The organism is Variovorax sp. Root434, assembly GCF_001426595.1.
In the GTDB taxonomy this organism is placed as follows: domain Bacteria; phylum Pseudomonadota; class Gammaproteobacteria; order Burkholderiales; family Burkholderiaceae_C; genus Variovorax.
On the sequence record NZ_LMEK01000012.1, the window covers coordinates 1,191,693 to 1,214,711 of the forward strand.

The following is a 23,019-nucleotide window of genomic DNA, read 5'->3' on the forward strand; positions in this document are numbered from 1 at the left end:
GAAACCCCCGTGGCGAGCGCCGCAAACCGCGACAGGTAAAATTGCCCCTACATGTCCCGCTGGTTTGCCGCTGCTGTCCTCTCCATCATGTTGTCCTGCTACGGCTTTGCCGTGCTTGCGCACAGCATGATCGGTGCCGGCCATTCGCACGGCGAGCCGCAGGCCGCCACGCTGGTCGTCGGCGTGGCCCTCTCCGACGCTCCGGCAGGCGCTGCCGATGAAGCGTCGGACGATGCCCTTTCCCTCGACGAAGCCGGCTCCGAACACGCCGAGTTGGTCAACGCGCGCAACGAAGCCCCCGCACTGCTGCGCTTCACGGAACAGCCGCCGAAGCTCGGCCTGACCACCTCCGTCTCGCCGTTCCTCGCGCGACCCAAGCGGCCACCCCGGGCCGCTGCCTTCGTCGCCTAGGCCCCCAAAGCCTGCGCGACCGGAAGCCGCCACGGCTCCCGCCCTTGCGATCCGGGCCCGCCCCCATGCGGTACCCGCATCGCGGCAACGACACCTCTCATTTTCAGGCCCTGCGCCGCCACTGCACGCGCCATTGCGCGCAGCCGGCACAGGTCCAGCTTCAAGGAATCCACACAATGAACAACAGCCCTACCGCCTATCACGACAGCATCGGTCTGCCGCTCGCATCGCCGCAGGAGCGCAACCGCGTCCTGCGCAACACCTACTGGCTGCTCGCGCTGTCGATGGTGCCCACCGTGCTCGGCGCCTGGATCGGCGTTGCCACCGGCTTGTCGCGCGCGATGTCGCCGGGCATCGGCCTGATGGTGTTCCTCGGCGGCGCCTTCGGCTTCATGTACGCCATCGAGAAGACCAAGGAATCGGCCGCCGGCGTGCCGGTGCTGCTGGCCTTCACCTTCTTCATGGGACTGATGCTGTCGCGCCTGGTCGGCACGGTGCTCGGCCTGGCCAACGGCGCGAGCCTGGTGATGACGGCGTTCGCCGGCACCGGCGCGATCTTCTTCGGCATGGCCACGCTGTCGTCGGTCATCAAGCGCGACCTGTCTTCCATGGGCAAGTGGCTCTTCATCGGCGCCATCGGGCTGCTGGTGGCGGGCATCGCCAACTTCTTCATCCAGTCGAGCGCGCTGATGATGACGCTGTCGGTCCTGGCCATCGGCATCTTCTCGGCCTTCATCCTGCACGACCTCAAGCGCGTGAAGGACGGCCTGGAAACCAACTACATCTCCGCCACGCTGGGTGTGTATCTCAGCATCTACAACGTCTTCCAGTCGCTGCTGGCCCTGCTGGGCATCGCCGGCGGCCGCGACGAGTAATCCCCCGAAAAAGGAGAACTGGCATGCGCCTCACCACCAAGGGCCGCTTCGCGGTCACCGCGATGATCGACATCGCACTGCACGGCCGTTCGGGCCCCGTCACGCTGGCCTCGATCAGCCTGCGCCAGCGCGTGTCGCTGTCCTACCTGGAGTTGCTGTTCGGCAAGCTGCGCCGCGCCGACCTCGTCGAATCGACCCGTGGCCCGGGCGGCGGGTACTCTCTGAGCCGTAGGGCGACGGAGATTTCCGTGGCCGACATCGTCCTCTCGATCGAGGAACACGATGCGGAATCCTCCCGCCGGCGCAACGCCGACGCGCCGGGCGAGGCCGGCCGCTGCGAAATCGACGAGCTCTGGGCCACCGTGAACCTGCGGGCGGTCGAGTTCCTCAAGTCGATCTCGCTGCAAAGCCTTGTCGACGAGCAAAAGGCCAAGGGCGTGCAGGCCGCGGCGCGCAGCGACAGCCGGCGCACGCCGTCCGGCCAGTCGGCCACGCGCAAGCCTTTTGTCGTCGACGCGCCGAACTCGGTGTTCGCGCTGGGACGGCGCCAGCAAGGCGCCAGCTAGCGGCGTCGCGGCGGCTTCCCGGTTCAGCGCTCTTCGGCAGCTGGCAATCGCCGCGGCAGGCCCGGCAGGGTCCATCCGAAGGTCATGCCCGCCGCCGCGATCAAAATGGCCGCCGCGCCCACCAGCTGCAGCGCGCCCAGCCGCTGGCCGAAGGCGGCGTAGTCGACGCCAATGGCCACCAGCGGATAGATGAACGACAGCGCGCCCGCCACCGGCGTCGAGAGCTTCTGCAGCGCGCCGTACAGCAGCACGAACACCAGCCCCGTGTAGACCACGCCCATCGTCAGGTGCACGCCCCAGGTGGCGGCGTCGGCGGGCAGCGCCTTCAGGTGCGCGAAGGGTGCGAGCAGCAAGATGCCCACGCAGACCTGGATCAGTGCGATGAGGTGCGGCGCGATGCCGTCGAGCTTCTTCGCGACGATGGCGGCCACCGCGTAGCAGAAGGCCGCGCCCAGCGCCATGAGCACGCCGATCAAGTAAGAGGAACCGTCGGCACCACCGCCGGACTTGGCCTGCGCCACCAGCACCACGCCGGCGAATGCGATGCACAGCCAGATTGCCTTCATCGCGGTCAGCCGCTCCGACAGCAGCAGCGCGCCGAGCGCGACCAGCATGAAGGGCTGCGTGTTGTAGACCGCCGTGGCGATCGAGATCGACGCATGCGAGAAGGCCGCGAAGATCAGCACCCAGTTGACGACCAGCGCCACGCCGCCGAATGCAGCCAGAGCAAAGCTGCGCAGCGTCAGGCCGCGCCGCAGCAGGCCCAGCGCGAGGCACACGACCAGCAGCGTCGCCGCGCCGAACACGCAGCGCCAGAACAGCAGGTCGGGCAAAGGCTGGCCCGAGCGCACGACGAACCATCCGATGGTTCCGGAAATCACCATGGCCGCGCTCATCTCCAGCGCGCCGCGCAACTGCGTCTGCATGTCTCGGTTCCGAACGATAGAAAAGAAGGAGCAAGCGTGCCACGTCCCGCGCGGATTGGATATGCTTTTAATAAGGCAACAGCCGCCGGTGGCCTTTGAAAAAAAGCCGTCAACACCCACTCATCACCGGAGATCGGAAATGCTCGACGCAACAGACGAAGCCATCGTGCAGGCCCTCGCGGCCGACGCGCGGATGTCCCTGAAGGAGTTGGCCCACCGCGTGGGGCTGTCGTCGCCCAGCGTGTCCGAGCGGCTGCGCCGGCTCGAGGAGCGCGATGTGATCCGGGGCTACACGCTGGATGTGAATCCGAAGGCGCTCGGCTACCAGTTCCAGGCCATCGTGCGCATCCGCCCGCTGCCCGGGCAGCTGCAGGCGGTGCAGAAGCTGATCGAGGGCACGCCCGAGTTCTGCGAGTGCGACAAGGTCACGGGCGAAGACTGCTTCGTCGCGCGGCTCTTCCTGCAATCGCTCGACCAGCTCGACGGCATTCTCGACCACATCGCGAACAAGGCCGAGACCAATACATCCATCGTGAAGGCGCAGACGATCCGGAGGCGCTTGCCGCCCTTCTCGGCACCATGAACCACCGCTGCGCCGGGACGCCATGCGGTGGAGTGGGTTCTGTCCTGTTTTTGCGTAGATGCGGACGGTCGCACGCCGGTTCGCCACCCCAGAATCGACCGGCCGTGAAGGCACGGCACCCGCATTCCATAAAACCAAGGAGACGCTCATGATCACTTCCCGTCGCGGCCTGCTGGCCGGTTCCGCCGCCATGGCCACAGGCGCCATCGCCGGTTGCGCGCTGCCCGCCGGGGCCGGCCGCGCGGCGGCAACGCCGTTCGACGTCGCCGCGTCGACGATCCCGATTGTCGGCAGCGAGCAGGTCTTTCCGGTGCGCCGCATTTACTGCATCGGCCGCAACTACGAGGCGCATGCGCGCGAGATGGGTTCGGACCCCAGCCGCGAGCCGCCCTTCTTCTTTCAGAAACCGGCCGACGCGATCCAGGTCGTGACGCCCGGCGTGGTGGCCGACCACCCCTACCCCACGCTCACGAAGAACTACCACTACGAAGTGGAGCTGGTGGTGGCGCTGGGCAAGGGTGGGCGCAACATCCCGGCGAGTTCGGCGATGGACCACGTGTACGGCTATTCGCTGGGCCTCGACATGACGCGCCGCGACCTGCAGCGCGAGATGGGCGACCAGAAGAAGCCCTGGGAAATCGGCAAGAGCTTCGACCATTCGGCGCCCATTGGCCCGATCCACCCGGTGGCGAAGGTCGGGCACTTCACCGATGGCGCGATCTGGCTCAAGGTGAACGGGCAGACGAAGCAGAACGCCACGCTCAGGCACATGATCTGGTCGGTGGCCGAGCAGATCAGCCGGCTGTCGCAGGCCTTCGAGTTGAGGCCGGGCGACATCATCTACTCGGGCACGCCGGAGAACGTCGGGCCGGTGGTGCGCGGCGACCTGATCGAGATCCACATCGACCGGCTGCCGGAGTTGTCGGTGCGGATCGTCTGAGGGCGCGGGACCATTTTTCCTACCAGATTGATGCGGATCATCGGGGCTCCCGCATCTCCCGAGCCGCCATGTCCCAGCCTCCGCAAGCCACCTACATCGACGACCTGCACGCCCCGCAGGTGTTCGCGGACGAAGTCTCGGGCTACTGGGTCAATGCGGGCTGCGTCCACATCACCTTCGACGCCAGCCGCGTCGACCACAGTTCCGACCGGTGCCCGGTGCAGCGGGCGGCGGTGTTGCGCGTCACGCTGCCGATTCCCATTGCGCAGGTGCTCGCTGTCAGCCTCTACGACTTCCTGAAGCAGCGCGGGCTGGCGCCGTCTCCGGGCAACGGGCACTGAAGGGAAGAAGCCGCTCCCGGCAGCAGGGCCGGCCTTCAAGATTTCTGCCAGATTCGTCTTTAAAATGAGAATAATTCTTATTTACAAAGTGAGTCAACGTTGAGCTCTGGACGCCAGAACACCGCCGCCATCGTCGCGCACCCCTCTCCGATTTCATACAGGCGCAGCACATTCGGCCCGCCCGCACGCGCCACACTGCTGGTGCTGTGGGCCGCCGCCCAGGTGGGCCGCGCGCATGCGCAGGAGGCGCAGGGCAAGGAATCCGCATCGCTGCCGACCGTGACGGTCACGGCCGAATCGCAGGACGACACGCCGCAGCATCTCGGCACCAAGGTGAGCAGCGGCGCGCTCGGTGCGCGCTCGCAACTGGAAACGCCGTTTTCCACCACCGTGGTGCGCGGCGAGGACATGGCCGAGCGCCAAGTGTCGAAGCTGGGCGACGTGTTCGCGCTCGACGCCTCGGTGAGCGACAACAGCGGCGCCTACAGCGCCTGGGCCAGCTACATCACGGTGCGGGGCTTGCCGCTGGACTGGCAGAACGGCTACCGCATCAACGGCCAGCCCTTTCTCAGCTACGCCATCACCCTGCCCTACGAGCACTTCGAGCAGATCGAGCTGCTCAAGGGTTCGTCGGGCTTCATGTACGGCTTCGGCGCGCCGGGCGGCATCGTCAACTACGTGACGAAGAAGCCGACCGACGAGCCGGTGCGCAGCATCGAGGTCGGCTACAAGACCGCCGGCATCTGGAGCGAGCACGTCGACCTGGGCGGGCGCTTCGGCGCCGACGGCCGCTTCGGCTACCGGCTCAACGCCACGCACGAGGAAGGCAAGACCTACAACGATGGCAACGTGCGGCGCAAATCGATGTCGCTCGGGCTCGACGCGAAGCTCACCGACAAGCTCACCTGGACCTTCGACTCGCTCTACCAGAAGCGCAACTCCACCGGCCAGACGCCGTCGATCTTCACGGGCAGCTACACGGGCACGCAGCTGCCCCGGACCATCGACGCCGACAACCAGGGACTCGTGGGCGCGGGGCAGCACCTGGCCACGGACTTCAGGCTCTACTCGACCGGCCTGCAGTACCAGCTGTCGCCCGACTGGACGCTGAGCACCAGCTACAGCCACAGCAGCGCCACGCGCAGCCGCAACGAAGGCATCGCCTACCTGCAGGACGCCGGCGGCAGCTACGACGACTACCGCTCCGACAGCGCGGAAGGCCATCGCTTCAACCAGTGGCAGGCCATGGCCACGGGCAAGCTGCGCACCGGCGGCCTCGAGCACCAGGTGACGCTGGGTGCGTCGTGGCAGAAGCAGGTCAACTACTACAGCAGCAACAGCATCTACCAGCTGATCGGCACCGGCAGCATCTTCGGGCAGAACACCAACAGCTACGCCAGCGCCACCGACTTCACGACCTACCGCAACAGCGACATCACGCAGCGCGCGGTGTTCGCGAGCGACACGATGAAGCTGTCGGAGAAGTGGTCGGTGCTGGCCGGCCTGCGCAGCACCACCTACGAGCAGAACGGCTACGGCACCACGGGAGCGCAGACCTCGAGCTATCGCAAGAGCGGCGTGGTCACGCCCACGCTGGCGCTGATGTTCAAGCCCGCACCCGACACCACGCTGTACACCAGCTACGTAGAGTCACTGGAGGCCGGCAGCACGGTGGGCACCCTCTACGCCAACAACGGCGAGCTGCTCAAGCCGCTGAAGAGCAAGCAGTACGAACTGGGCCTGAAGACCGAACGCGAGCGCTGGAGCGCCACGGCCGCGCTGTTCCGCATCGAGCGCGGCGCCGAATACGCCAACAGCGCCAACGTGCTGGTGCAGGACGGCCAGTCGATCTACCAGGGCCTGGAACTCGGCGCCTCCACGCGGCTGGGCTCGCAATGGCAGATCGGCGGCAACCTGATGCTGCTCGACAGCTCATACGAACGCGGCAGCAACTACGTCGGCAACCGCGTGGCGGGTGCGCCCAAGCTGGTGGCGACCGCGCAGGTGTCGTACGCGGTGGCGCAGGTGCCGGGCCTCAAGCTGTCGGCCGACATGAAGTACACGGGCGGCACGATGCTCAATGCGTCGAACCAGCTGAGCCTTCCCGGCTACACCGTCGCCAACATAGGGGCGAGCTACACGACACGCATCGCCGGGCGCAACACCACCTTCCGCGCGGCCATCAACAACGTGGCGAACCGGCGCTACTGGGAATACCAGTACGACAACTACATCAAGCCCGGCGACCCGCGCACCTTCAGCCTGAGCGCCAAGCTGGATTTCTAGGCCCTCATGCAATTGAAGCCACTGCTCCATCGCATCGCCGCGGCCACCGGCGCGCTGTGCCTGTGCGTCGCGTTCGGTAGTACGGCGAGTGCCGCGCCGCAGGCCCGCGTGGTGTCGAGCACATGGCTTCCAGGCGGCAAGTACGCGCTGGTCTGCGAGTTCGAAGGGGCCGAGTACATGATGCTCACCGCGGACCCGCCCGGCGCGTGGATCGAGATGCCGGCCGCCGCCCTCGACGGCGTGCCGGCGCCGGCGCCCACATCGCCTCGGCTGGCGCCCATGGCCTCGCGTGCCGAGGCCTTTCCCACATCGTCGACCTACGTCGGCGGCTTCTTCGTCGACCCGATCTCGGCCGCGCTGCGCGCGACGGGGCTGGGCCTGCTCCTGAGCGGCGACTGGCCGCATGGACCGCGCCGCGCGGGCCCCTGAAGCACGCGGCCGCCATCGAGCGCCGCCGTCCAATTTTTCTCCTGTTTTGAAGCTCACGATACCGGCCATGAACAGTCCCCGGCATCGCAACTCAAACAGCGCATCGCACGCGCTGCGCTTCAGCAGCCTGCCGGCGTGGACGCATGCAAATGGCCATCTCCCGGAGTTCGAGATGCAAGCACGATGGAACAAGACGCAGCCCGCCTTCGTCGCCAGGCCGCAGCTCGACAGATCCTTCCGGGCATCGTGTCTCATGGGCCTGGTGGCCTTCGGCGCGCTGGCGCTCGGCATCTTCGTGGCCGCCGGTGAGACGTGCGCCGCGCACGAAGCCGGCACCCCGAGCAACTACAGCCGATCGACCCTCGCGCCGATCATGGCCACCGGCAACGAGGCACCGCGCAACGGCAGCTGCAAGCGCAAGCACGCGCCCGGCCGCCTCGGGCATTCGAAGGCGATGCTCTAGGGCGCCCGCGCGCATACGGCGTCCACTTCAAAGAGAAAAGCACATCCGTGTTCGATCCCAGGTTCCTTGATGCCGCCTCGCGTGCACTCCAGCCAAAGCCGTTCTTCGGTGCACTGGTCGTGGAGAGCGACCCCACCGTCGCGAGCCGCATGCGGCGCATTCTCGGCATGCTCGCACCGGGGCGGCGCGTGGTGCTCGTGTCCACGCGCGCGGAAGCGGAGGAAATGCTGGCCGCGCTGTCCTTCGACCTGGTGTTCGTCGACATGCAGCTTTATCCGATCGGCGACGGTGCATCGCTGATCGCCGATGTTTGCGCGAGGCTGCCGCGCGCCCAGATCGTCGCCATGTCGGACACGGACGACCAGGAACGGGTGCTCTGCGCGTTCGCCTCGGGCGCAACGGGCTACCTGCTGAGCGAGGCGGAAGACGCCGAGATCGCCTACGCGCTGCGCGCATTGACGAACGGCGGCGCCGTGCTGGATCCGCGCGCGGCCCGCCACATGCTGGCCATGCTCGCAGAGACGCTGAGCACCTATCGCAAGCTCGAGCTCAGGTCCCGGACCCAGGCGATTCCCGAGTGAACACGCCACGGTCTTCGGGATTGACATGAACATGCCTCGCCGGCGGCAGTTCATGCCTGGTGCCGCATCGCCGGGCCAGGAACGCCAGGCGCCTGGCATCCGAGGCCAGGAACATCGCCAGCAGCACGGCGTCACCCACGGCCAGCGCGCTCAGGGTGCGCCAGTCACACAGCCAGTCGAACAATGTCATGGGTCGGTCAAGGTGATGAATGCGAAGCCCCGAGATTGAGCCCGCCGCATTGCCCGCGGATTTCACCGTGTTGCGGCCCGGTTGCCGCAGCGTGGCCTGCGGGCTCAGGCCTCGCGCGTGCGCGTGACGGCGGGCACGAACATGTAGCCCTCGTTGCGCACGGTGCGGATCAGGTCGGCGCGCACCTCGCCCTGCGCCAGCTTGCGGCGCAGGCGGCTGATCTGCACGTCGATGGCGCGGTCGTACGAATCGCTTTCCGTGCCCAGCGCGTACTGCACCAGCTGGTCGCGCGTGAGCACCCGCCGCGGATGCTGCACCAGCGCGCGCAGCAGGCGGAACTCGCCGTCGGAGAGGTCCACCGGCCGGTCTTGCGGGTCGTGCAGCTGCCAGGCCTCGAAGTCCATGCGCCAGCCCGCGAAGTACAGCACCTTGGGTTGCGCCTCGGCCGCGCCGGAGGCCGGCGCCGACGGCACCGCCTGCGCCCCGGGGACGGCCGCATGCGCAGTGCGGCGCAGCACGGTGCGGATGCGTGCCAGCAGCTCGCGCGGATTGCAGGGCTTGGCAAGGTAGTCTTCCGCGCCGATCTCCAGGCCCACGATGCGGTCGATGTCAGTGCCCACGGCCGACAGCATGATGACGGGTGGCCCGCCGATGCGCTGCAGCTCGCGCAGCGCGCTCAGCCCGTCTTCGCCGGGCATCATCACGTCGAGCACGATCAGCGCGTACTCGGCCTGCGCGAGCCGCTCGCGCATCTCTGCCGGGTGGCCGGCCGCGTCGACCTGGAAGCCGTGCTTTTCCAGGAAGGACGCCACCAGGCTGCGGATGCCGGCGTCATCGTCGACGATGAGGATTCGGGTGGACAGGTAGTTCACGTTACGGCGGATCGGGTAGCGGATCATAGGTCGGACACCGCCTTGGTCCGAAGCCTCACAGACGATGAAATGAATTGCAATGCAGTGAAATCCGGCCGCAACATCCGGTTCACAAACTCGGCGCCTGAAAGCTGGGAGAAAAAATGGGAACGCAAAGATCGAGCCACGCTGGCGTGACACCGCATCCCGTCCGTGCCAGCATCGGCGCATGAACTCCCGAGGTACCGCACGCCGCTGGCCGGGCCCGCCGCTGGCGTGGCAAATCATGGGCCTGCTGCTGGGCGGACTGGTCGTTGCGCAGGCCGTGACGCTGGCACTCACCGTGCTGCTGCCGCCGCAACCCCAACGCCAATGGGAGCTGGGCGAGATCGCGCACATGCTGTCGGGCCGCAACGCCCAGGGCCGCAATGCGAAGCTGCTTCAACGCTCGCTGCAGGTGAACGCGCCCCAGCCCAAGGGGCAGGGCTGGCTGACATCCGAACGCTCTCGGCGCGACCTGGCGCAGCTGCTAGGGCGCGACGTGGCCGAGGTGCGGCTGTACTTCTTCACGCCGCTGCCGTTCGCGGGCACCACGGGTCCGGTTGCCGCGGCAGGAGAAGGGCGTGACGCTGCGCAATCCGCGCCGCGCCGCATCGCTGGCACGTTCGCCGGAGCAGGCTTCTTGCGAGTCCAGGGAAGGGGCCCAGGCGGACCCGGCGGCCCGGGGGGCGGAATGGGATTTCCGGGCGGTGGGGGTGGGGGCGGCTTTGGCGGCGGCTTCGGCCCGGGCCCAAGTCCGGGCGGAAACACGGCCGGCGCTCCGCAGCCGCCGCCCGGCGCCGCGACGAATCCCCCGGCCGGCAATGCGCCAGCCGCTCCCCCACCCACGGCGGGAAGCCCACCAGGCAGTTCATCGGCGGGCGCGCCCGGAGGGGCCCCTCCCGATGCCGCCAGTTCGCCGCCGCCGCCGTCGCCCGGATCGGCAGCGCCCAACATGGCGGTCGCGCCAGGCGCAGCAGCGCCGCCTTCAGCGCCCCCGGGGCCTTCGCCCGCTGCACCGCCCGGCCCCGCGCCCTCTTTCGCGCAGCCGGGCAGCACCACGCGAGGCCCGCCGCCAGCCATCGTGAGTCCGCCACACCGCGAGGCGCCTGCAAAGGCCGAGGCGCCCGTTGCGCGCGCACCCACGCCATCGCAGCAGCCTGCCGAGCCCGCCGTACGCCCGCCGTCGACCAGTACGGCGCCGGCGGCGCCCCCGCTGGCAACCCCGCCGCCGCCCGTTCGCGCCGAGCCACCCCGTGCGCCCGAAAGCACCGGCTCGCCGCCCGTTGCAACCGCCGACATCGAGCGCCCCGTCGCGCGCGGGCTCTTCGGGCTCGCGCCCGCGCCGTTCGTCGAGGGCGACTTCATCGCCGCGGCGTATACGCCCGAAGGCAGCTGGGTGGTGGTGCAGCCGACACCCGAGTCCTTTCCGAATGCCTGGCAGCGCCGCGTGCTGCTGTGGTTCCTGATCGCGGCGGCCATCGTCGCCCCGGCGGGCTGGCTGTTCTCGCGCCGGCTGGTGCGGCCGATCGCCGGTTTCGCGCGCGCGGCCGACCAGTTGGGCCGCGACCCGTCGGCGCCGGTGCTGGCACTGGAGGGCCCCGCCGAGATCGGCCGCGCCGCGCAAGCCTTCAACCGCATGCAGGCGCGGCTGCGCAGCTTCGTCGACGACCGCACGGTAATGATCGGCGCCATCAGCCACGACCTGCGCACGCCCCTCACGCGGCTGCGCTTTCGCATCGAGGACGTGCCCGACGATGTGCGCACCGGCATGCTCGAGGACGTCCAGGAGATGGAGCTGATGATCGGCTCCGTGCTCAGCTTCATCCGCGATGCTTCGGTGGTGAGCGCGCGCGAACGCATGGACCTCGCGAGCCTGGTCGAGGACGTGGTCGAGCAGGCCGTGTTCGTCGGCAAGGACGTTCAGCTTCGGCGCGTCGAGCGCGCGCAGGTGGAGGTCGACCCGATCGGCATGCGGCGCGTGCTCGACAACCTGATCGAGAACGCCGTGAAGTACGGGGACCTGGCGCGCGTGCGCTTGCTGATCGACGGACATGACGCCGTGGTCGAGATCGGCGACCGCGGGCCGGGGCTGCCCGCGAGTGAGCTGGAGCATGTGTTCAAGCCGTTCTACCGCACGGCGCGCGCCCGCTCTTCGAGCGCGCCAGGCAGCGGCCTCGGCCTGGCCGTGTGCCGCTCCATCGCGCGTGCGCACGGCGGCGATGTGGTGCTCAGGTCAGGCTCGCACGGGCTGCTTGCGCAGGTTCGGGTGCCGCTGGCGCTCGAGGCGGGGCGGATGCCGTCGCTGCAGACATCGGCCGCGCACTGAACGAAGAGCATCGCGCCACCGGCTGCCGCGCCGTCATTTCCCAGGCGCGGCGCCAGCAGGCGGCGGCCGCCGCTCGCCGCCTTGCACGGGCTTGGTGAAGCCCGCCTTGGTCATGCAGGCGGTCATCGCCGTCTGGTCAGGGCCGCCGCCGGCATCCTTGGCCACGCTGGCCGCGCAAGTCTTCAGCGCGGCATCGACTGCCGCGTTGCCGCCTGAGTTGCCGGTGCCGCTTTCGGTGGCCGTCGACGCCGCCAGCGCGGTGGCTGAACAGCCCACCAGGAACGCCAGCACGAAGGGCTGCAACTTCTTCTTCAACATCATCGATCGCTTCTCCTGAACATCGGTCGATCCGATGCAGGCGGAATGCTCGGGGACAAAGTCGGAGGAACCTCGGATGCAGCGCGCAACAGCGCACACAAACCACAACGCATCAGCCAGCTTTCTCCCAGATTGCATGTTCGACTCGGCGTCTAGGAAGCTTCTGATTGCTTCCGGCACATGAGGAGAAGAACCGACATGAAACGGCTGCAGAAGAAGCCTCACGGGCTTCGCGCGCGAACGCGCGGCTTCACCCTGATCGAGCTGATGGTGACCGTGGCCATCGTCGCGATCCTCGCGGCCATCGCCTATCCCTCGTACCGCGACTACGTGCTGCGCGGGCGCATCGTCGACGCCACCAACGGCCTGTCGACGATGCGCGCGAACATGGAGCGCTACTTCCAGGACAACCGCACCTACCTGTCCACCGGCAGCTACACCTCGCCATGCCTGGTGTCGTCCACGCTGCGCATGTCGGGCACCTTCACGCTATCGTGCGACGGCACGTACGGCGCCGTGACCGCCACCGGCTACACGCTGGTGGCCACGGGCAGCGACGGCACCGCGGGCTTCGTGTTCACCGTCGACCAGGCCAACAACCGCGCGACGGTCGGCGTGCCCACGGGCTGGACGACCTGCAGCACCGACTGGGTGTCGAAGCGGGGGGCCTGCTGATGAAGCGCGCCGCGCCGGCCAGGGGCTTCACGCTGATCGAGCTCGCGGTGACGCTGGCGGTGATGGCCGTGCTCATGGCGCTGGCGATGCCGGCGGTATTCGCATGGATCGCCAACACCCGCGTGCGCACGGTGAGCGATGTGCTGCAGAACGGCCTGCGCCAGGCACAGGCCGAGGCGGTTCGCCGCAGCCGCACGGCCGTGTTCTCGCTGACCAACGACACCGCCCCGAAGACCAGCCTGACCGCCACGGCCAACGGCAGCAACTGGTCGATCAACTTCGTCGCGTCGTCGACGCTGGACACGGCCGGCATCGCCACCTTCGTCGAAGCCGGCGTGCTGACCGTTGCCGGCGCGGGCGTGAACATCAGCGGGCCAGCTGCCATCTGCTTCAGCCCGCTGGGCCGGCTGTCGGCCAACAGCAGCACCGGCGTCACGGGCGCCACCTGCAGCCTGAGCTCGACGCCCACCTACAACATCACGATGACTTCGGCCGACCGTCCCCTGCGCGTGGTCGTGAACCTGGGCGGCCAGGTGCACATGTGCGATCCGGCCAAGACGCTGTCGTCCAGCACACCCGACGGCTGCCCGAGCTGAGAACATGAAAACACCCACCCACGGCCGCGCGCATGCCGCGTCCGGCTTCGCGATGATCGAAGTGCTCGTCGCGCTGCTGATCTTCTCGTTCGGCCTGCTCGGCATGGCGGGCATGCTGGCGCGCTCGCTCACGGTGTCCATCGACGCCGAGGACCGCAACCGCGCCGCGCTGCTCGCCAACGAGATCGCCAGCACGATGTGGCTGAAAAACTCCATCTCGGTCGACACCACCGCATGGCAGACGCGCGTGAGCGCCCTGACCAGCGGCGGCCTGCCCAATGCCACGCTGACGGTGACTGCCGTCTCGGGCGCGACCAACAGCGCGGGCACGACCAATGCCGCCGATATCGTGATCGCCTGGCGCGCCGTGACGCGCGAGTCCACCGCGGCCAATGCCGCCAGCAAGCTCGTCACGCGCGTGGTGCTGCCATGAGGCACCGCGTGCAACGACGACAACACGGCGTCACGCTGATCGAGCTGATGGTGGCGATCGTCATCGGCCTGGTGGTGACGCTGGCCGCCACCAGCCTGCTGATCTTCGGCGAATCGAGCAAGCGCACCACCGCCGCCACCAACGACATGGGGCAGACCGGCGCCTATGCCGCCTATGTGCTGGACCGCGCCGTGCGCACCGCCGGCTCGGGCTTCACGCAGTCGTGGACCCTTGCGGGCGCCTTCGGCTGCCTGCTGAACGCAACGCTGCCGAGCACGCCCAACCTGCCGCGCAGCTCAGCGTTTCCGGCCCCCTTCGCCACCGCCTTTCTCGGCGGCGCGAGCGGCAGCGCCAATCTGCGCGTGGCGCCGGTGCTGATCGGCAAGAGCCAGTCCGACGCGGGCTCCGACGTGCTGGTGGTAATGGGCGGCACGGCTGCCTCGGGCGACGTGCCGCGGCTCATTCTCTCGAGCGGCAAGTCGACCAGCATCCTGCGCCTGGACAGCACCGCGGGCCTGGCCGAAGGCGACCTGGGCCTGGTGAGCGCCAGCGGCACCACCGACTGCCTGCTGGAGCAGGTGCACTCGAGCACAGCCTTCGCCGACAGCGCCGGCAACGACGCACTTCCGTTGGGCAGCACCTACTACACCGCCTCGGGCTCGTCGACCAGCCTGTCGACGCTTGCGGCCAGTGGCAGCGCCTACTTCACGCCGCTGGGCAACGTCAACGCGGGCAACACGCAGTTCCAGATGTTCGGGGTGGGCAGCAACAACACGCTTTACAGCTACGACCTGCTGATGGCCAACGGCACCGATGCATCGCAGGCTGTCGCCGACGGCGTGTCGGAGATGCACGCGCTCTACGGCCTGGACACCAACTCCGATGGCGTGCTCGACACCTGGGTGGATCCGGGCGCCACCGGCTACGACATCGCCACCATGATGACCACGCCCGCCACCGCACGGCAGGTGGTCGCCATCCGCATCGCGCTGGTGCTGCGCAGCGCAAACCCCGAGCGGGCGAACGACAACGGCGAGCTGCCATCGCCTGCCTCGCTCACATTGTTCAGTGACCTCGCCACCTCGCTGCAGCAGACGATCAGCTTCAGCACCAGCGAGCAGCACTTCCGCCACCGCATCGTCGAGTCGACGATCCCTATTCGCAACGTGCTGCTGCTGCCCACGTCATGACACCTGTTGTTCTTTTCCGTGCTTCGCGCGGCCGGCGCCAGCGCGGCGTCGTGCTGCTGTTCTGCCTGATCGTGCTCGTCATCCTGCTGATCGGCGGCGTCGCCGTGATGCGCTCCACGCACACCTCGCTGGCGAGCGCCGGCAACCTCGCGTTCCGGCGCGACCTCGCCAGCCAGGGCGAGCAAGCCGCCTCCAACGTGCTCACGGCATTCAAGAGCGGCGTGCTGAAGACGGCCACGCTCTCGGCGGCCAGCATTCCCTCGGCCAACTACAGCGCGGTCGAGCTGACGGCCAACGACCAGGGCATTCCGCTGGTGCTGCTGTCCAGCAGCAGCTCGCCCAGCGGCACCGACTTCGCCGGATCCACCTTCAGCCCGACGGCGTCGGACCTGGCGGGGGCGACCTCCGACATCGCGATCCGCTACGTCATCGACCGCCTGTGCCGCGCCGCCGGCACGGCGAGCACGAGCACCTGCGTGTATGCGCCGTCGAGCAGCAACGTCACCGGCGGCAGCAGCCAGCTGCCGGCGAGCCAGCGGCCGGCGTCGACCATCTCGCCGGTCTACCGCCTCAGCGTGCGCGTCACCGGAGCGCGTTCGACGCAGGTGTTTCTCCAGACTTCGTTCACCCGGCCCGAGTAACTCCGATGAACCGTTCCCGCGTCATTTCCATCGCACTGACCGCCGCCGCCCTGCTGCTGGGCGTACAACCCTCCCCCGCCGTGACACTGGCCGACCAGCCGGTCTTCGCGAGCGCGGACGTCCCGGGCAATCTGGCGCTCACGCTGTCGGTCGAGTACCCGACCGCCATCAGCGTGGCCAACCTCGGCAACTACGCGGACAGCTCGACCTACCTCGGCTACTTCGATCCGCTGAAGTGCTACACGTACACGCTGAACTCCACTACACCGGCGAGCAGCTACTTCCAGCCGGCCGGCCTCTCGACCGGCACCAACCTGCACACCTGCTCCGGCAAGTGGAGCGGCAACTTCATGAACTGGGCGACGATGCAGACCATCGACCCGTTCCGCTGGGCGCTCACCGGCGGCTACCGCAGCGTGGACTCGACGACCCAGACCATCCTCGAAAAAGCCTGGGGATCGAGCCAGGGCTCGCAGACCAACTTCCCGCTGCGCGGCACCAGCCAGACAACCTCCACCGGCCACAACATCGCGTCCTCGCTGATCTCGTCGGTGACGCCCCTGAGCTGGACCTCGTTCAACACCAGCATCTGGAAGCGCGGCAACACGATGGTGTTCTCCGGCACCGGCAGCAGCTACAGCAACACCAGCGTGAGCGGCACCGACTGGGTGAGCGCCTCGTCGTCGAACAATGCGGCCAGCACCTATCGCGTGTACATCCGCGTGCTGGTCTGCGACTCGAGCAGTTCATCGGGCGGCGTGGAATCCAACTGCGTGCTGTACCCCAACGGCCAGTACAAGCCCGAAGGGCTGATGCAGAGCTACGCCAACAAGATCCGCTACAGCGCCTTCTCCTACCTCAACGGCAGCGGCGCCACCAACCAGGGCGCGGTGCTGCGCGCACCGATGGGCTACATCGGCCCGACCTACCCGACGCCGCTGTCGACCACCGTCACCACCAACAGCAAGGCCGAGTGGAGCTCGACGACCGGCATCATGGTGACCAACCCCGACAGCGCCACCGCGACCGCAACCACCAGCACCAGCGGCGTCACCATCAGCAACAGCGGCGTGATGAACTACCTCAACAAGTTCGGCACAGCCGCCTCGTCGTACATGACCTACGACAACGTCAGCGAGCTCTACTACGCCGCGGTGCGCTACTTCGAGAACCTGGGCAACGTGTCGACGTGGACCAGCTACATAACGCCGGCCACCACCTCGTCGAGCACCACGCGCAGCACCCTGCTCGACGGCTTTCCGGCCGTCACCACCTGGACCGACCCGGTGCTGTACGCCTGCCAGAAGAACTTCATCCTGGGCATCGGCGACACCAACACGCACTACGACTACAACGTGGGCGGCGGCACGCTGACCAGCACCCGTTCCAAGCCCACGGCCGTGAGCAGCGACACGCTCAACCTCGCGCGCACCTACACCAACAACCTGCTCACGCTCGAGGGGCTGAGCTCCAAGGTCGATGCGTGGTGGAACAGCTCCTACGCCACCTACTACATGGCGGGGCTGGCCTACCAGGCCCACACCAACGACATCCGCTCCGACCTGACGGGCACGCAGACCATCTCGACCTACTGGATGGACGTGATGGAGTACCAGACCGCAGCCGACAAGAACCCCTACTGGCTCGCGGCCAAGTACGGCGGCTTCACCGTGCCATCGAGCTACGACCCGACCCAGACCACGACCGCGCTCACGCAGAGCTGGTGGAACAGCAGCAGCGAGACCATCACGATGGGCACCGCCACCGAGTACCGGCCCGACAACTACTTCCTGGCCGGCAGCGCGAGCCAGATGGTCTCGGGCCTCACCAAGGCTTTTTCCGCCATCGCCACGGCCGTCAGCGCCTACACCACCTCGCTCTCGCTGTCGTCCGCCCAGGTGAGCGATTCGGGCAGCGCCTCGTATGCCGCGCAGTACGCATCGAAGAACTGGAGCGGCGTGCTCACCGCCAGCAGTGTGACCATCGGCACCGACCTGACCACCACCTCGACCACGATGTGGACCTCCACCGCCAAGCTCGCCACGCAACTCGCCAGCACCGGCTGGAGCACGTCGCGGCGCGTCGCGACCTGGGATGGCAGCAGCGGCCAGCCCTTCCGCTACGCGAACCTCACGACCAGCCAGAAGGCCGCGCTGGTCACCTCCTACCGTGGCAACGACGGCTCTGACTACCTGAGCTACCTGCGCGGCGACCAGACCCAGGAGGTCGGCTCCACCACCAGCGGCAGCAGCCTGGCCTACCGCGCACGCACGGTGCTGCTGGGCGACATCGTGGGCTCCAAGGTGACGGCGGTGGGAGTGCCCAGCCTCACGTATTCCGATTCGATCAACCCCGGCTACGCGAGCTTCAAGAGCACCTGGTCGAGCCGGCCCACGATGGTCTTCGTGGGCGCGAACGACGGCATGCTGCACGCCTTCAACGGCACGCTGTCGGGCACCGACGCGGGCACCGAGATATTCGCCTACGTACCGAGCGCGCTGTTTCAGGGCCCGAGCGGCACGCCCAACACATCCGCCTCCGACGGCCTCACCGCGCTGGGCAACCCCAGCTACACCCACCACTCCTACGTCGACGCAACGCCGCTGACCTTCGACGTCGACTTCAACTACGCGGGCGGCTCCCTCACCACCACCTCGACCGCCACCTCCGACTGGCGCACCATCCTCGTCGGCGGGCTCGGCAAGGGCGGCAAGAGCTTCTACGCGATCGACGTCACCAATCCGGCGGGCATGACCTCCGAATCGATCGTCGCGGGCAAGGTGCTGTGGGAGTTCACCGACTCGACCATGGGCTACAGCTACGGCGAGCCCGTGGTGGTGAAGACCGCCAAGTACGGCTGGGTGGTGGTGCTGACCTCGGGCTACAACAACACCGACGGCTACGGCTACATCTATTTTGTCAACCCCAAGACCGGTGCGCTTCTGGAGAAGGTCAAGACCGGCAGCACCGCCGCCGGCCTCACGCACGCCACCGCCTATGTGCGCGACTTCACCGACGGCACGGCCGACGCCATCTACGCCGGCGACCTCAGCGGGCAGGTCTGGCGCTTCGACGTCACCGGCACTTCGACCTACAGCTCGCCCCTGCTGATGGCCAAGCTGACGGACGCCAGCGGCAATGCACAGCCCGTCACCACGCAACCGCTGGTCGAGGTGCATCCGACCACGAAGAAGCGCTATGTGCTGCTGGGCACCGGCCAGCTGCTGTCCTCCAGCGACGTGAGCTCCACGGTCGCGCAGGACTTCTACGCACTGCTCGATGGCACGTCCTCTGCATTCAACACGTCTTCCGCGTTGCCCTCGGGCGTGAGCTTTCCGCTGGCGCGAAGCAACCTCACCGCGCTGACCGACCTGACCTCCACCACCACTCTGGGCAGCAGCTCGATGGGCTGGTACGTGGACCTCGGCACCGACAGCAGCACCGGCATTGCCTGGCGCATGATCACCAGCACCACGACCACCGGCGGCGTGGTGGCATTTGCCTCCACGCTCACCACGGCCGATGCATGTAGTCCCTCGGGCACCAGCCGGGTGTACGCCATCAACTTCGGAACAGGGCAATCGGCACTGGATAGCAACGCCGCCTACATCTCCGAGTCGTACGCGGTGACGGACCTGCGCTTCACCAGCAGCACCAACGGCGGCACCACGCTGTCGGTGGGCTCCAACACCGGCACCGTGACGAACCTCAAGGTGTCGCTGTCGTCCAGCCTGAGCCTGCGGCTGTTGAACTGGCGCGAAGTGCCAGTGGTCGAATAAGGACGCCCCCCGCGGCCACGGCGGATGGCAATCCGGCCGGCTCAGGCCCGGCTCGGCCCGCCCAGATATCTCCCACATCGCCGCGCAGACTCGCCGGCATGTCTCCCCTGCCCTCCCGCCCACGGATTCGCCTGCGCTGGCGGCTGCCGTGCGTCGGCCTGTTCGGGCACCCCGTCGAGGGTCACTGGCTGTGGGAGGCGGATACGCTCCCTGTACGCACCGCATTCCAGGCAGCCGTGGAGGCCGGAAACAGGGCCCACGGCGACGGGACACACTGGGTTGAGCAAGAGAAAGTCGAGATGCTCCGCAGCTCGGCTGAAGCGACGATCACACCCGTGCGCCATTCGACCTGAGGCAGCGCGGGGCTATCGGCCTCCACGAAACTGCCTGCGGCTCAGGAAAAAAAGAAAAGGCCAAGGGCTCTCGCCCTCGGCCTCGAACAGTCGCGCTGCCTGGAATCTATCGACGGCTCATCGCGCCGCGTTCCTGTCCGAAATCATCTTCGGGCTGATGAAGATCAGCATCTCGGTCTTGTTGTTGACCCGGCTGCGCGTGCGGAACAGCGCACCCACCATCGGCAGTTCGCCCAACACCGGCACGCGCGATTCCGAACTGGTGTCCGTCAGCTCGAAGACCCCGCCGATGACGACCGTGCCGCCGTTCTCCACCAGCACTTCGGTCTGGATGTGCTTGGTGTTGATGGCGTAGCCCGCGGTGGTCGACTGGCCCACCGTGTCCTTGTTGACGTCGAGCGCCAGGATGATGTTGCCCTCGGGCGTGATCTGCGGCGTCACCTCCAGCTTGAGGTTGGCCTTGCGGAATGCGATGGAGGTGGCACCGCTCGAGGTCGCCACCTGGTAGGGCAGCTCTGTGCCCTGCTCGATCAGCGCCTTGGTCTGGTCGGCCGTCACCACGCGCGGGCTCGACACCACCTTGCCCTTGCCGTCCGCTTCCAGCGCGGAGATCTCGAGGTTGAGCATCTTCGTCAGGCCCGAGTTGAACAGCGACAGCGCGAAGGTGCCGACCGCGTCGCCGGTGGTGCTGGTCGCCGGCAGGTTGACGAAGCTGGTGCTCGAGTAGGTGTTGGTGCTGGTGGTGGTTGTCACGCCGCTGGCGGTGCTCGTACTGACGGAAGGCGTCACGCCGACCGACGAGTTCGAGTTGACGAAGCCGCCACCCAGCTTCGCGCCCAGCGACTTGCTGAAGGTGTCGGTCGCCTCGACGAAGCGCGCCTCGATCAGCACCTGCCGCACCGGCACGTCGAGCTTCTGGAGGAGGTCTGCCACCTGCGAGAGGCGCGAGGGAATGTCGGTCACGAAGAGCTGGTTGGTGCGCACCTCGGCCAGCACGCTGCCGCGCGCGCTCAGGATGCGAGTCGCGCCGCCCGAGCTGCCGCCGCCTCCACCGGCGCTCGCGCCGGTGCCCGAGAGCCCCTGCGCCACCGTGGCCGCCTTCGCATAGTTGAGCTGGAAGGACTGCGTGCGCAGCTGTTCCAGCCCCTGCAACGTGGCCTGGGCCTCGGCCTTGATCTTGTCCTTGGCGTTGAGCTCGTCTTCCGGCGCGATGCGCAGCACGCTGCCGTTCTTGCGCATGCCGAGGTTCTTCGCCTCCAGGATGATGTCCAGCGCCTGGTCCCAGGGCACGTCCTTCAGCCGCAGCGTGAGCGTGCCGTTGACCGAGTCGGAAGTGACGATGTTGAAGTTGGTGAAGTCCGCGATCACCTGCAGCAGCGAGCGGATCTCGATGTTCTGGAAGTTCAGCGACAGCTTCTCGCCGTTGTAGCCCGTGCCTTGCGTCAGCTTGGTCGGGTCGACCTTGCGCGGACGCACCTCCACCACGAACTGGCTGTTGCTCTGGTAGGCGCTGTGTTCCCAATCGCCACGCGGCTCGATCACCATGCGCACGCGATCGCCGGACTGCTGCATGCTCACCGATTGAACCGGCGTGCCGAAGTCGGCCACGTCCATCTTGCGGTTCATGCCCTCGGGCAGCGACGATTTGGTGAACTCGACCACGAGGCCCTTGCCCTGCTGGCGGATGTCCACGCCGACCTGGTCATTGGGCAGACTCACGATCACGCGGCCGGCGCCTTCGGTGCCCAGGCGGAAATCGACGTCGCGCAGGGGCAGCACGTCGCGGTTGCGGTTCTCCGCAAACTCGAAGGGCGTGGACGCGACCAGTGCGGCGCCGGCCACGGGTTCGAGCGACACGAGAAGCGACTTGCCCTGGAGCTGTGTCCGGTACGCCGTCGCCTGCTTCAGGTTCATGACGAGGCGCGTGCGCTCGCCCGCCTGCACTACGTTGACGGAACGCAGGTTGCCCTGGTTCACGTCGATGGCTGCACGGCCCAGGCTGCTGGCCATGCCCGGAAAGTCGAGCGCGATGCGCGCGGGAGACTGTATGGCGAAGCCTGCAGGCACAGCGGCCAGCGGCTCCGAGAAATCGATGCGCAGCACTTCCGTGCCGGCTTGCATGGAGCCGGTGACCGACTCGATGCGGTTCTGTGCCTGTGCCGCTGCAAGCGATCCGAGGGACACAAGCAAGAAGACGCACGCACGCAACCAGCGCGCGAACGCGAATGTCTGTTTTTTCATTTGACCTGCCTTGAAACTGCGGCTTCACCTCCTCGCTGCCTTTGGGCTCCCTCGTGAGCGCAGCGGGCCAGGCAGCGCGGCCACCCGGCCGCGCTGCCCCCTCATCACATCGTCAAACCGTCATCAAAACGCGTGACGGATACCGAAGTCGTAGCCGGTGGACGAACGCGGCAGGCCCGTGTAGCTCACGCCCGCGCTGCCGTAGCCCGTGGTGCTGGCCGACACCAGGCTGCCCGTGTAGTTCACGTCGTTGCGGTTGTTCACGCGCGCCACCGTCGCATACAGCGCCGTGCGCTTCTGGCCGACACCAGGCTGCCCGTGTAGTTCACGTCGTTGCGGTTGTTCACGCGCGCCACCGTCGCATACAGCGCCGTGCGCTTGGACAGGTTGTGCACATAGCCGACCGCGAACTTGCGCGCCAGCGGGTCCTCGCCCGTGATGCCGGCCGTGCCTTCGTTGTAGCGCACCTGCGAGTACGCCACGCGGATCAGGCCCGCGCCCACCGGCACGGTCGCGCCGATCAGGTAGCCGTTGTAGGTGTCGTGCGTGTCGGCCGCTGCCGCGTAGTCGAACTTGTTCTTCACGTTCGACAGCTCACCGAACAGCTTCACCGGACCGAAGTCGTACGAAGCGCCCAAGTTGATGGTCTGCACCTTGCGCTCCAGCGCAGCGGTGTCCACCGCCGTGCTCTGGCCCACGCTCAGTGCCACGTCCAGGGGACCGTTGGCGTAGCCGAAACGCCCACCGACGTAGCGCCCGGCGGTGCTGCTGGAAGCAGCCGTGGTGCTGGTCGCGTCGGTGCTGGCGTTCTCGTGCAGGCTGTACTGCACCTGGCCATAGAAGCCGCCCAGGTTCGGCGGCAGGAAGTAGCCGATCGAGTTGCTGGCGCGCACGTAGTTGGCGTTGTTGATGGTGGTGTTGCCGCTGACGGTGCTGATGACGTTGGTGCCCGAGCCGTTGGTGCCGAACGGGTCGAACACGGT

22 protein-coding genes and 1 pseudogene are annotated in these 23,019 nt (G+C 67.6%); 17 read left to right on the plus strand and 6 right to left on the minus strand.

Annotation, left to right across the window (positions count from 1 at the left end; genetic code table 11):
* Nucleotides 1-87: 87 nt before the first annotated feature.
* The 3 genes from ASD05_RS16085 to ASD05_RS16095 all read left to right on the plus strand — a co-directional run bounded on the left by ASD05_RS16085 (nucleotide 88) and on the right by ASD05_RS16095 (nucleotide 1,852).
* A complete protein-coding gene (locus ASD05_RS16085) occupies nucleotides 88-411 on the plus strand; it encodes a hypothetical protein (protein ID WP_056594157.1) in 324 nt (107 codons plus the stop codon).
* Between the two features lie 176 nt (nucleotides 412-587).
* Nucleotides 588-1,286: a Bax inhibitor-1/YccA family protein gene (locus ASD05_RS16090; RefSeq protein ID WP_056594160.1), complete on the plus strand. Its 699-nt coding sequence runs from the start codon at nucleotides 588-590 to the stop codon at nucleotides 1,284-1,286.
* A 23-nt stretch (nucleotides 1,287-1,309) separates the two neighbouring features.
* A complete protein-coding gene (locus tag ASD05_RS16095) occupies nucleotides 1,310-1,852 on the plus strand; it encodes an Rrf2 family transcriptional regulator (protein WP_056594162.1) in 543 nt (180 codons plus the stop codon).
* Between the two features lie 23 nt (nucleotides 1,853-1,875).
* Here ASD05_RS16095 and ASD05_RS16100 read toward each other — a convergent pair whose 3' ends face one another.
* Entirely contained in the window at nucleotides 1,876-2,778 is a 903-nt protein-coding gene (locus tag ASD05_RS16100) for a DMT family transporter (protein WP_056594165.1), read from the minus strand.
* A 139-nt stretch (nucleotides 2,779-2,917) separates the two neighbouring features.
* Between ASD05_RS16100 and ASD05_RS16105 the strand changes: the two genes are divergently transcribed.
* The 7 genes from ASD05_RS16105 (at nucleotide 2,918) to ASD05_RS16135 (ending at nucleotide 8,401) form a co-directional block, all read left to right on the plus strand.
* Entirely contained in the window at nucleotides 2,918-3,361 is a 444-nt protein-coding gene (locus tag ASD05_RS16105; RefSeq protein ID WP_056594168.1) for an Lrp/AsnC family transcriptional regulator, read from the plus strand.
* A 148-nt stretch (nucleotides 3,362-3,509) separates the two neighbouring features.
* On the plus strand, nucleotides 3,510-4,301 hold the full coding sequence (locus tag ASD05_RS16110) for a fumarylacetoacetate hydrolase family protein (RefSeq protein ID WP_056594171.1): 792 nt from the start codon (nucleotides 3,510-3,512) through the stop codon (nucleotides 4,299-4,301).
* A 68-nt stretch (nucleotides 4,302-4,369) separates the two neighbouring features.
* Nucleotides 4,370-4,642 carry a hypothetical protein gene (locus ASD05_RS16115; protein ID WP_056594175.1) on the plus strand — a complete coding sequence of 91 codons (273 nt, stop codon included), beginning with the start codon at nucleotides 4,370-4,372 and terminating at the stop codon, nucleotides 4,640-4,642.
* Nucleotides 4,643-4,792: 150 nt separating this feature from the next.
* The gene (locus ASD05_RS16120; RefSeq protein ID WP_414930049.1) at nucleotides 4,793-6,928 is read left to right on the plus strand and encodes a TonB-dependent siderophore receptor; all 2,136 of its coding nucleotides are present in this window, start codon (nucleotides 4,793-4,795) and stop codon (nucleotides 6,926-6,928) included.
* Nucleotides 6,929-6,934: 6 nt separating this feature from the next.
* Complete coding sequence (locus ASD05_RS16125) at nucleotides 6,935-7,357, plus strand: hypothetical protein (protein WP_056594179.1); 423 nt, start codon at nucleotides 6,935-6,937, stop codon at nucleotides 7,355-7,357.
* A 172-nt stretch (nucleotides 7,358-7,529) separates the two neighbouring features.
* Entirely contained in the window at nucleotides 7,530-7,820 is a 291-nt protein-coding gene (locus tag ASD05_RS16130; RefSeq protein WP_157610108.1) for a hypothetical protein, read from the plus strand.
* A 47-nt stretch (nucleotides 7,821-7,867) separates the two neighbouring features.
* Nucleotides 7,868-8,401 (plus strand): response regulator, encoded by a 534-nt coding sequence (locus ASD05_RS16135; protein WP_056594185.1) that lies wholly within the window; start codon nucleotides 7,868-7,870, stop codon nucleotides 8,399-8,401.
* Here ASD05_RS16135 and ASD05_RS16140 read toward each other — a convergent pair.
* A complete protein-coding gene (locus ASD05_RS16140) occupies nucleotides 8,370-8,591 on the minus strand; it encodes a hypothetical protein (protein WP_056594188.1) in 222 nt (73 codons plus the stop codon). The genes ASD05_RS16135 and ASD05_RS16140 overlap by 32 nt on opposite strands.
* A 104-nt stretch (nucleotides 8,592-8,695) precedes the next feature.
* Nucleotides 8,696-9,490 carry a response regulator gene (locus tag ASD05_RS16145; protein WP_056594191.1) on the minus strand — a complete coding sequence of 265 codons (795 nt, stop codon included), beginning with the start codon at nucleotides 9,488-9,490 and terminating at the stop codon, nucleotides 8,696-8,698.
* 181 nt (nucleotides 9,491-9,671) lie between these two features.
* Here ASD05_RS16145 and ASD05_RS16150 point away from each other — a divergent pair, with 181 nt between their 5' ends.
* Nucleotides 9,672-11,810, plus strand: coding sequence for an ATP-binding protein (locus ASD05_RS16150; protein WP_082572070.1), 2,139 nt, complete (start codon nucleotides 9,672-9,674; stop codon nucleotides 11,808-11,810).
* A 33-nt stretch (nucleotides 11,811-11,843) separates the two neighbouring features.
* Here ASD05_RS16150 and ASD05_RS16155 read toward each other — a convergent pair whose 3' ends face one another.
* A complete protein-coding gene (locus ASD05_RS16155) occupies nucleotides 11,844-12,131 on the minus strand; it encodes a hypothetical protein (protein ID WP_056594197.1) in 288 nt (95 codons plus the stop codon).
* A 195-nt stretch (nucleotides 12,132-12,326) separates the two neighbouring features.
* On the opposite strand from ASD05_RS16155, the gene ASD05_RS16160 reads away from it, so the two are divergent.
* The 6 genes from ASD05_RS16160 to ASD05_RS16185 are packed head-to-tail and all read left to right on the plus strand — an operon-like array spanning nucleotide 12,327 to nucleotide 19,442.
* Nucleotides 12,327-12,803: a type IV pilin protein gene (locus ASD05_RS16160; RefSeq protein ID WP_056594200.1), complete on the plus strand. Its 477-nt coding sequence runs from the start codon at nucleotides 12,327-12,329 to the stop codon at nucleotides 12,801-12,803.
* Nucleotides 12,803-13,399: a GspH/FimT family pseudopilin gene (locus tag ASD05_RS16165; protein WP_056594203.1), complete on the plus strand. Its 597-nt coding sequence runs from the start codon at nucleotides 12,803-12,805 to the stop codon at nucleotides 13,397-13,399. The genes ASD05_RS16160 and ASD05_RS16165 overlap by 1 nt, the downstream gene beginning before the upstream one ends.
* 4 nt (nucleotides 13,400-13,403) lie before the next feature.
* Complete coding sequence (pilV, locus tag ASD05_RS16170) at nucleotides 13,404-13,832, plus strand: type IV pilus modification protein PilV (protein WP_056594206.1); 429 nt, start codon at nucleotides 13,404-13,406, stop codon at nucleotides 13,830-13,832.
* Nucleotides 13,833-13,840: 8 nt separating this feature from the next.
* A complete protein-coding gene (locus tag ASD05_RS16175; RefSeq protein WP_162248890.1) occupies nucleotides 13,841-15,022 on the plus strand; it encodes a PilW family protein in 1,182 nt (393 codons plus the stop codon).
* Nucleotides 15,019-15,663: a hypothetical protein gene (locus tag ASD05_RS16180; protein WP_056594215.1), complete on the plus strand. Its 645-nt coding sequence runs from the start codon at nucleotides 15,019-15,021 to the stop codon at nucleotides 15,661-15,663. The genes ASD05_RS16175 and ASD05_RS16180 overlap by 4 nt, the downstream gene beginning before the upstream one ends.
* A gap of 5 nt (nucleotides 15,664-15,668) precedes the next feature.
* On the plus strand, nucleotides 15,669-19,442 hold the full coding sequence (locus ASD05_RS16185) for a pilus assembly protein (protein WP_056594222.1): 3,774 nt from the start codon (nucleotides 15,669-15,671) through the stop codon (nucleotides 19,440-19,442).
* A gap of 470 nt (nucleotides 19,443-19,912) precedes the next feature.
* Here ASD05_RS16185 and pilQ read toward each other — a convergent pair whose 3' ends face one another.
* Both pilQ and ASD05_RS16200 read right to left on the minus strand, forming a co-directional pair.
* Nucleotides 19,913-22,036, minus strand: a complete 2,124-nt coding sequence (pilQ, locus tag ASD05_RS16195; RefSeq protein ID WP_056594225.1) for a type IV pilus secretin family protein — start codon at nucleotides 22,034-22,036, stop codon at nucleotides 19,913-19,915.
* A gap of 123 nt (nucleotides 22,037-22,159) precedes the next feature.
* Nucleotides 22,160-23,019 (minus strand): annotated as a pseudogene (locus ASD05_RS16200) (porin); the annotation flags it as partial.

What these genes read in the sequence shown, in the direction of transcription:
- ASD05_RS16085 (WP_056594157.1), top strand. Translation starts at nt 88, where the DNA reads ATGTTGTCCTGCTACGGCTTTGCCGTGCTTGCGCACAGCATGATCGGT.
- ASD05_RS16090 (WP_056594160.1), top strand. Translation starts at nt 588, where the DNA reads ATGAACAACAGCCCTACCGCCTATCACGACAGCATCGGTCTGCCGCTC.
- ASD05_RS16095 (WP_056594162.1), top strand. Translation starts at nt 1,310, where the DNA reads ATGCGCCTCACCACCAAGGGCCGCTTCGCGGTCACCGCGATGATCGAC.
- ASD05_RS16100 (WP_056594165.1), bottom strand. Translation starts at nt 2,778, where the DNA reads ATGCAGACGCAGTTGCGCGGCGCGCTGGAGATGAGCGCGGCCATGGTG.
- ASD05_RS16105 (WP_056594168.1), top strand. Translation starts at nt 2,918, where the DNA reads ATGCTCGACGCAACAGACGAAGCCATCGTGCAGGCCCTCGCGGCCGAC.
- ASD05_RS16110 (WP_056594171.1), top strand. Translation starts at nt 3,510, where the DNA reads ATGATCACTTCCCGTCGCGGCCTGCTGGCCGGTTCCGCCGCCATGGCC.
- ASD05_RS16115 (WP_056594175.1), top strand. Translation starts at nt 4,370, where the DNA reads ATGTCCCAGCCTCCGCAAGCCACCTACATCGACGACCTGCACGCCCCG.
- ASD05_RS16125 (WP_056594179.1), top strand. Translation starts at nt 6,935, where the DNA reads ATGCAATTGAAGCCACTGCTCCATCGCATCGCCGCGGCCACCGGCGCG.
- ASD05_RS16130 (WP_157610108.1), top strand. Translation starts at nt 7,530, where the DNA reads ATGCAAGCACGATGGAACAAGACGCAGCCCGCCTTCGTCGCCAGGCCG.
- ASD05_RS16140 (WP_056594188.1), bottom strand. Translation starts at nt 8,591, where the DNA reads ATGACATTGTTCGACTGGCTGTGTGACTGGCGCACCCTGAGCGCGCTG.
- ASD05_RS16145 (WP_056594191.1), bottom strand. Translation starts at nt 9,490, where the DNA reads ATGATCCGCTACCCGATCCGCCGTAACGTGAACTACCTGTCCACCCGA.
- ASD05_RS16150 (WP_082572070.1), top strand. Translation starts at nt 9,672, where the DNA reads ATGAACTCCCGAGGTACCGCACGCCGCTGGCCGGGCCCGCCGCTGGCG.
- ASD05_RS16155 (WP_056594197.1), bottom strand. Translation starts at nt 12,131, where the DNA reads ATGATGTTGAAGAAGAAGTTGCAGCCCTTCGTGCTGGCGTTCCTGGTG.
- ASD05_RS16160 (WP_056594200.1), top strand. Translation starts at nt 12,327, where the DNA reads ATGAAACGGCTGCAGAAGAAGCCTCACGGGCTTCGCGCGCGAACGCGC.
- ASD05_RS16165 (WP_056594203.1), top strand. Translation starts at nt 12,803, where the DNA reads ATGAAGCGCGCCGCGCCGGCCAGGGGCTTCACGCTGATCGAGCTCGCG.
- pilV (WP_056594206.1), top strand. Translation starts at nt 13,404, where the DNA reads ATGAAAACACCCACCCACGGCCGCGCGCATGCCGCGTCCGGCTTCGCG.
- ASD05_RS16180 (WP_056594215.1), top strand. Translation starts at nt 15,019, where the DNA reads ATGACACCTGTTGTTCTTTTCCGTGCTTCGCGCGGCCGGCGCCAGCGC.
- ASD05_RS16185 (WP_056594222.1), top strand. Translation starts at nt 15,669, where the DNA reads ATGAACCGTTCCCGCGTCATTTCCATCGCACTGACCGCCGCCGCCCTG.
- pilQ (WP_056594225.1), bottom strand. Translation starts at nt 22,036, where the DNA reads ATGAAAAAACAGACATTCGCGTTCGCGCGCTGGTTGCGTGCGTGCGTC.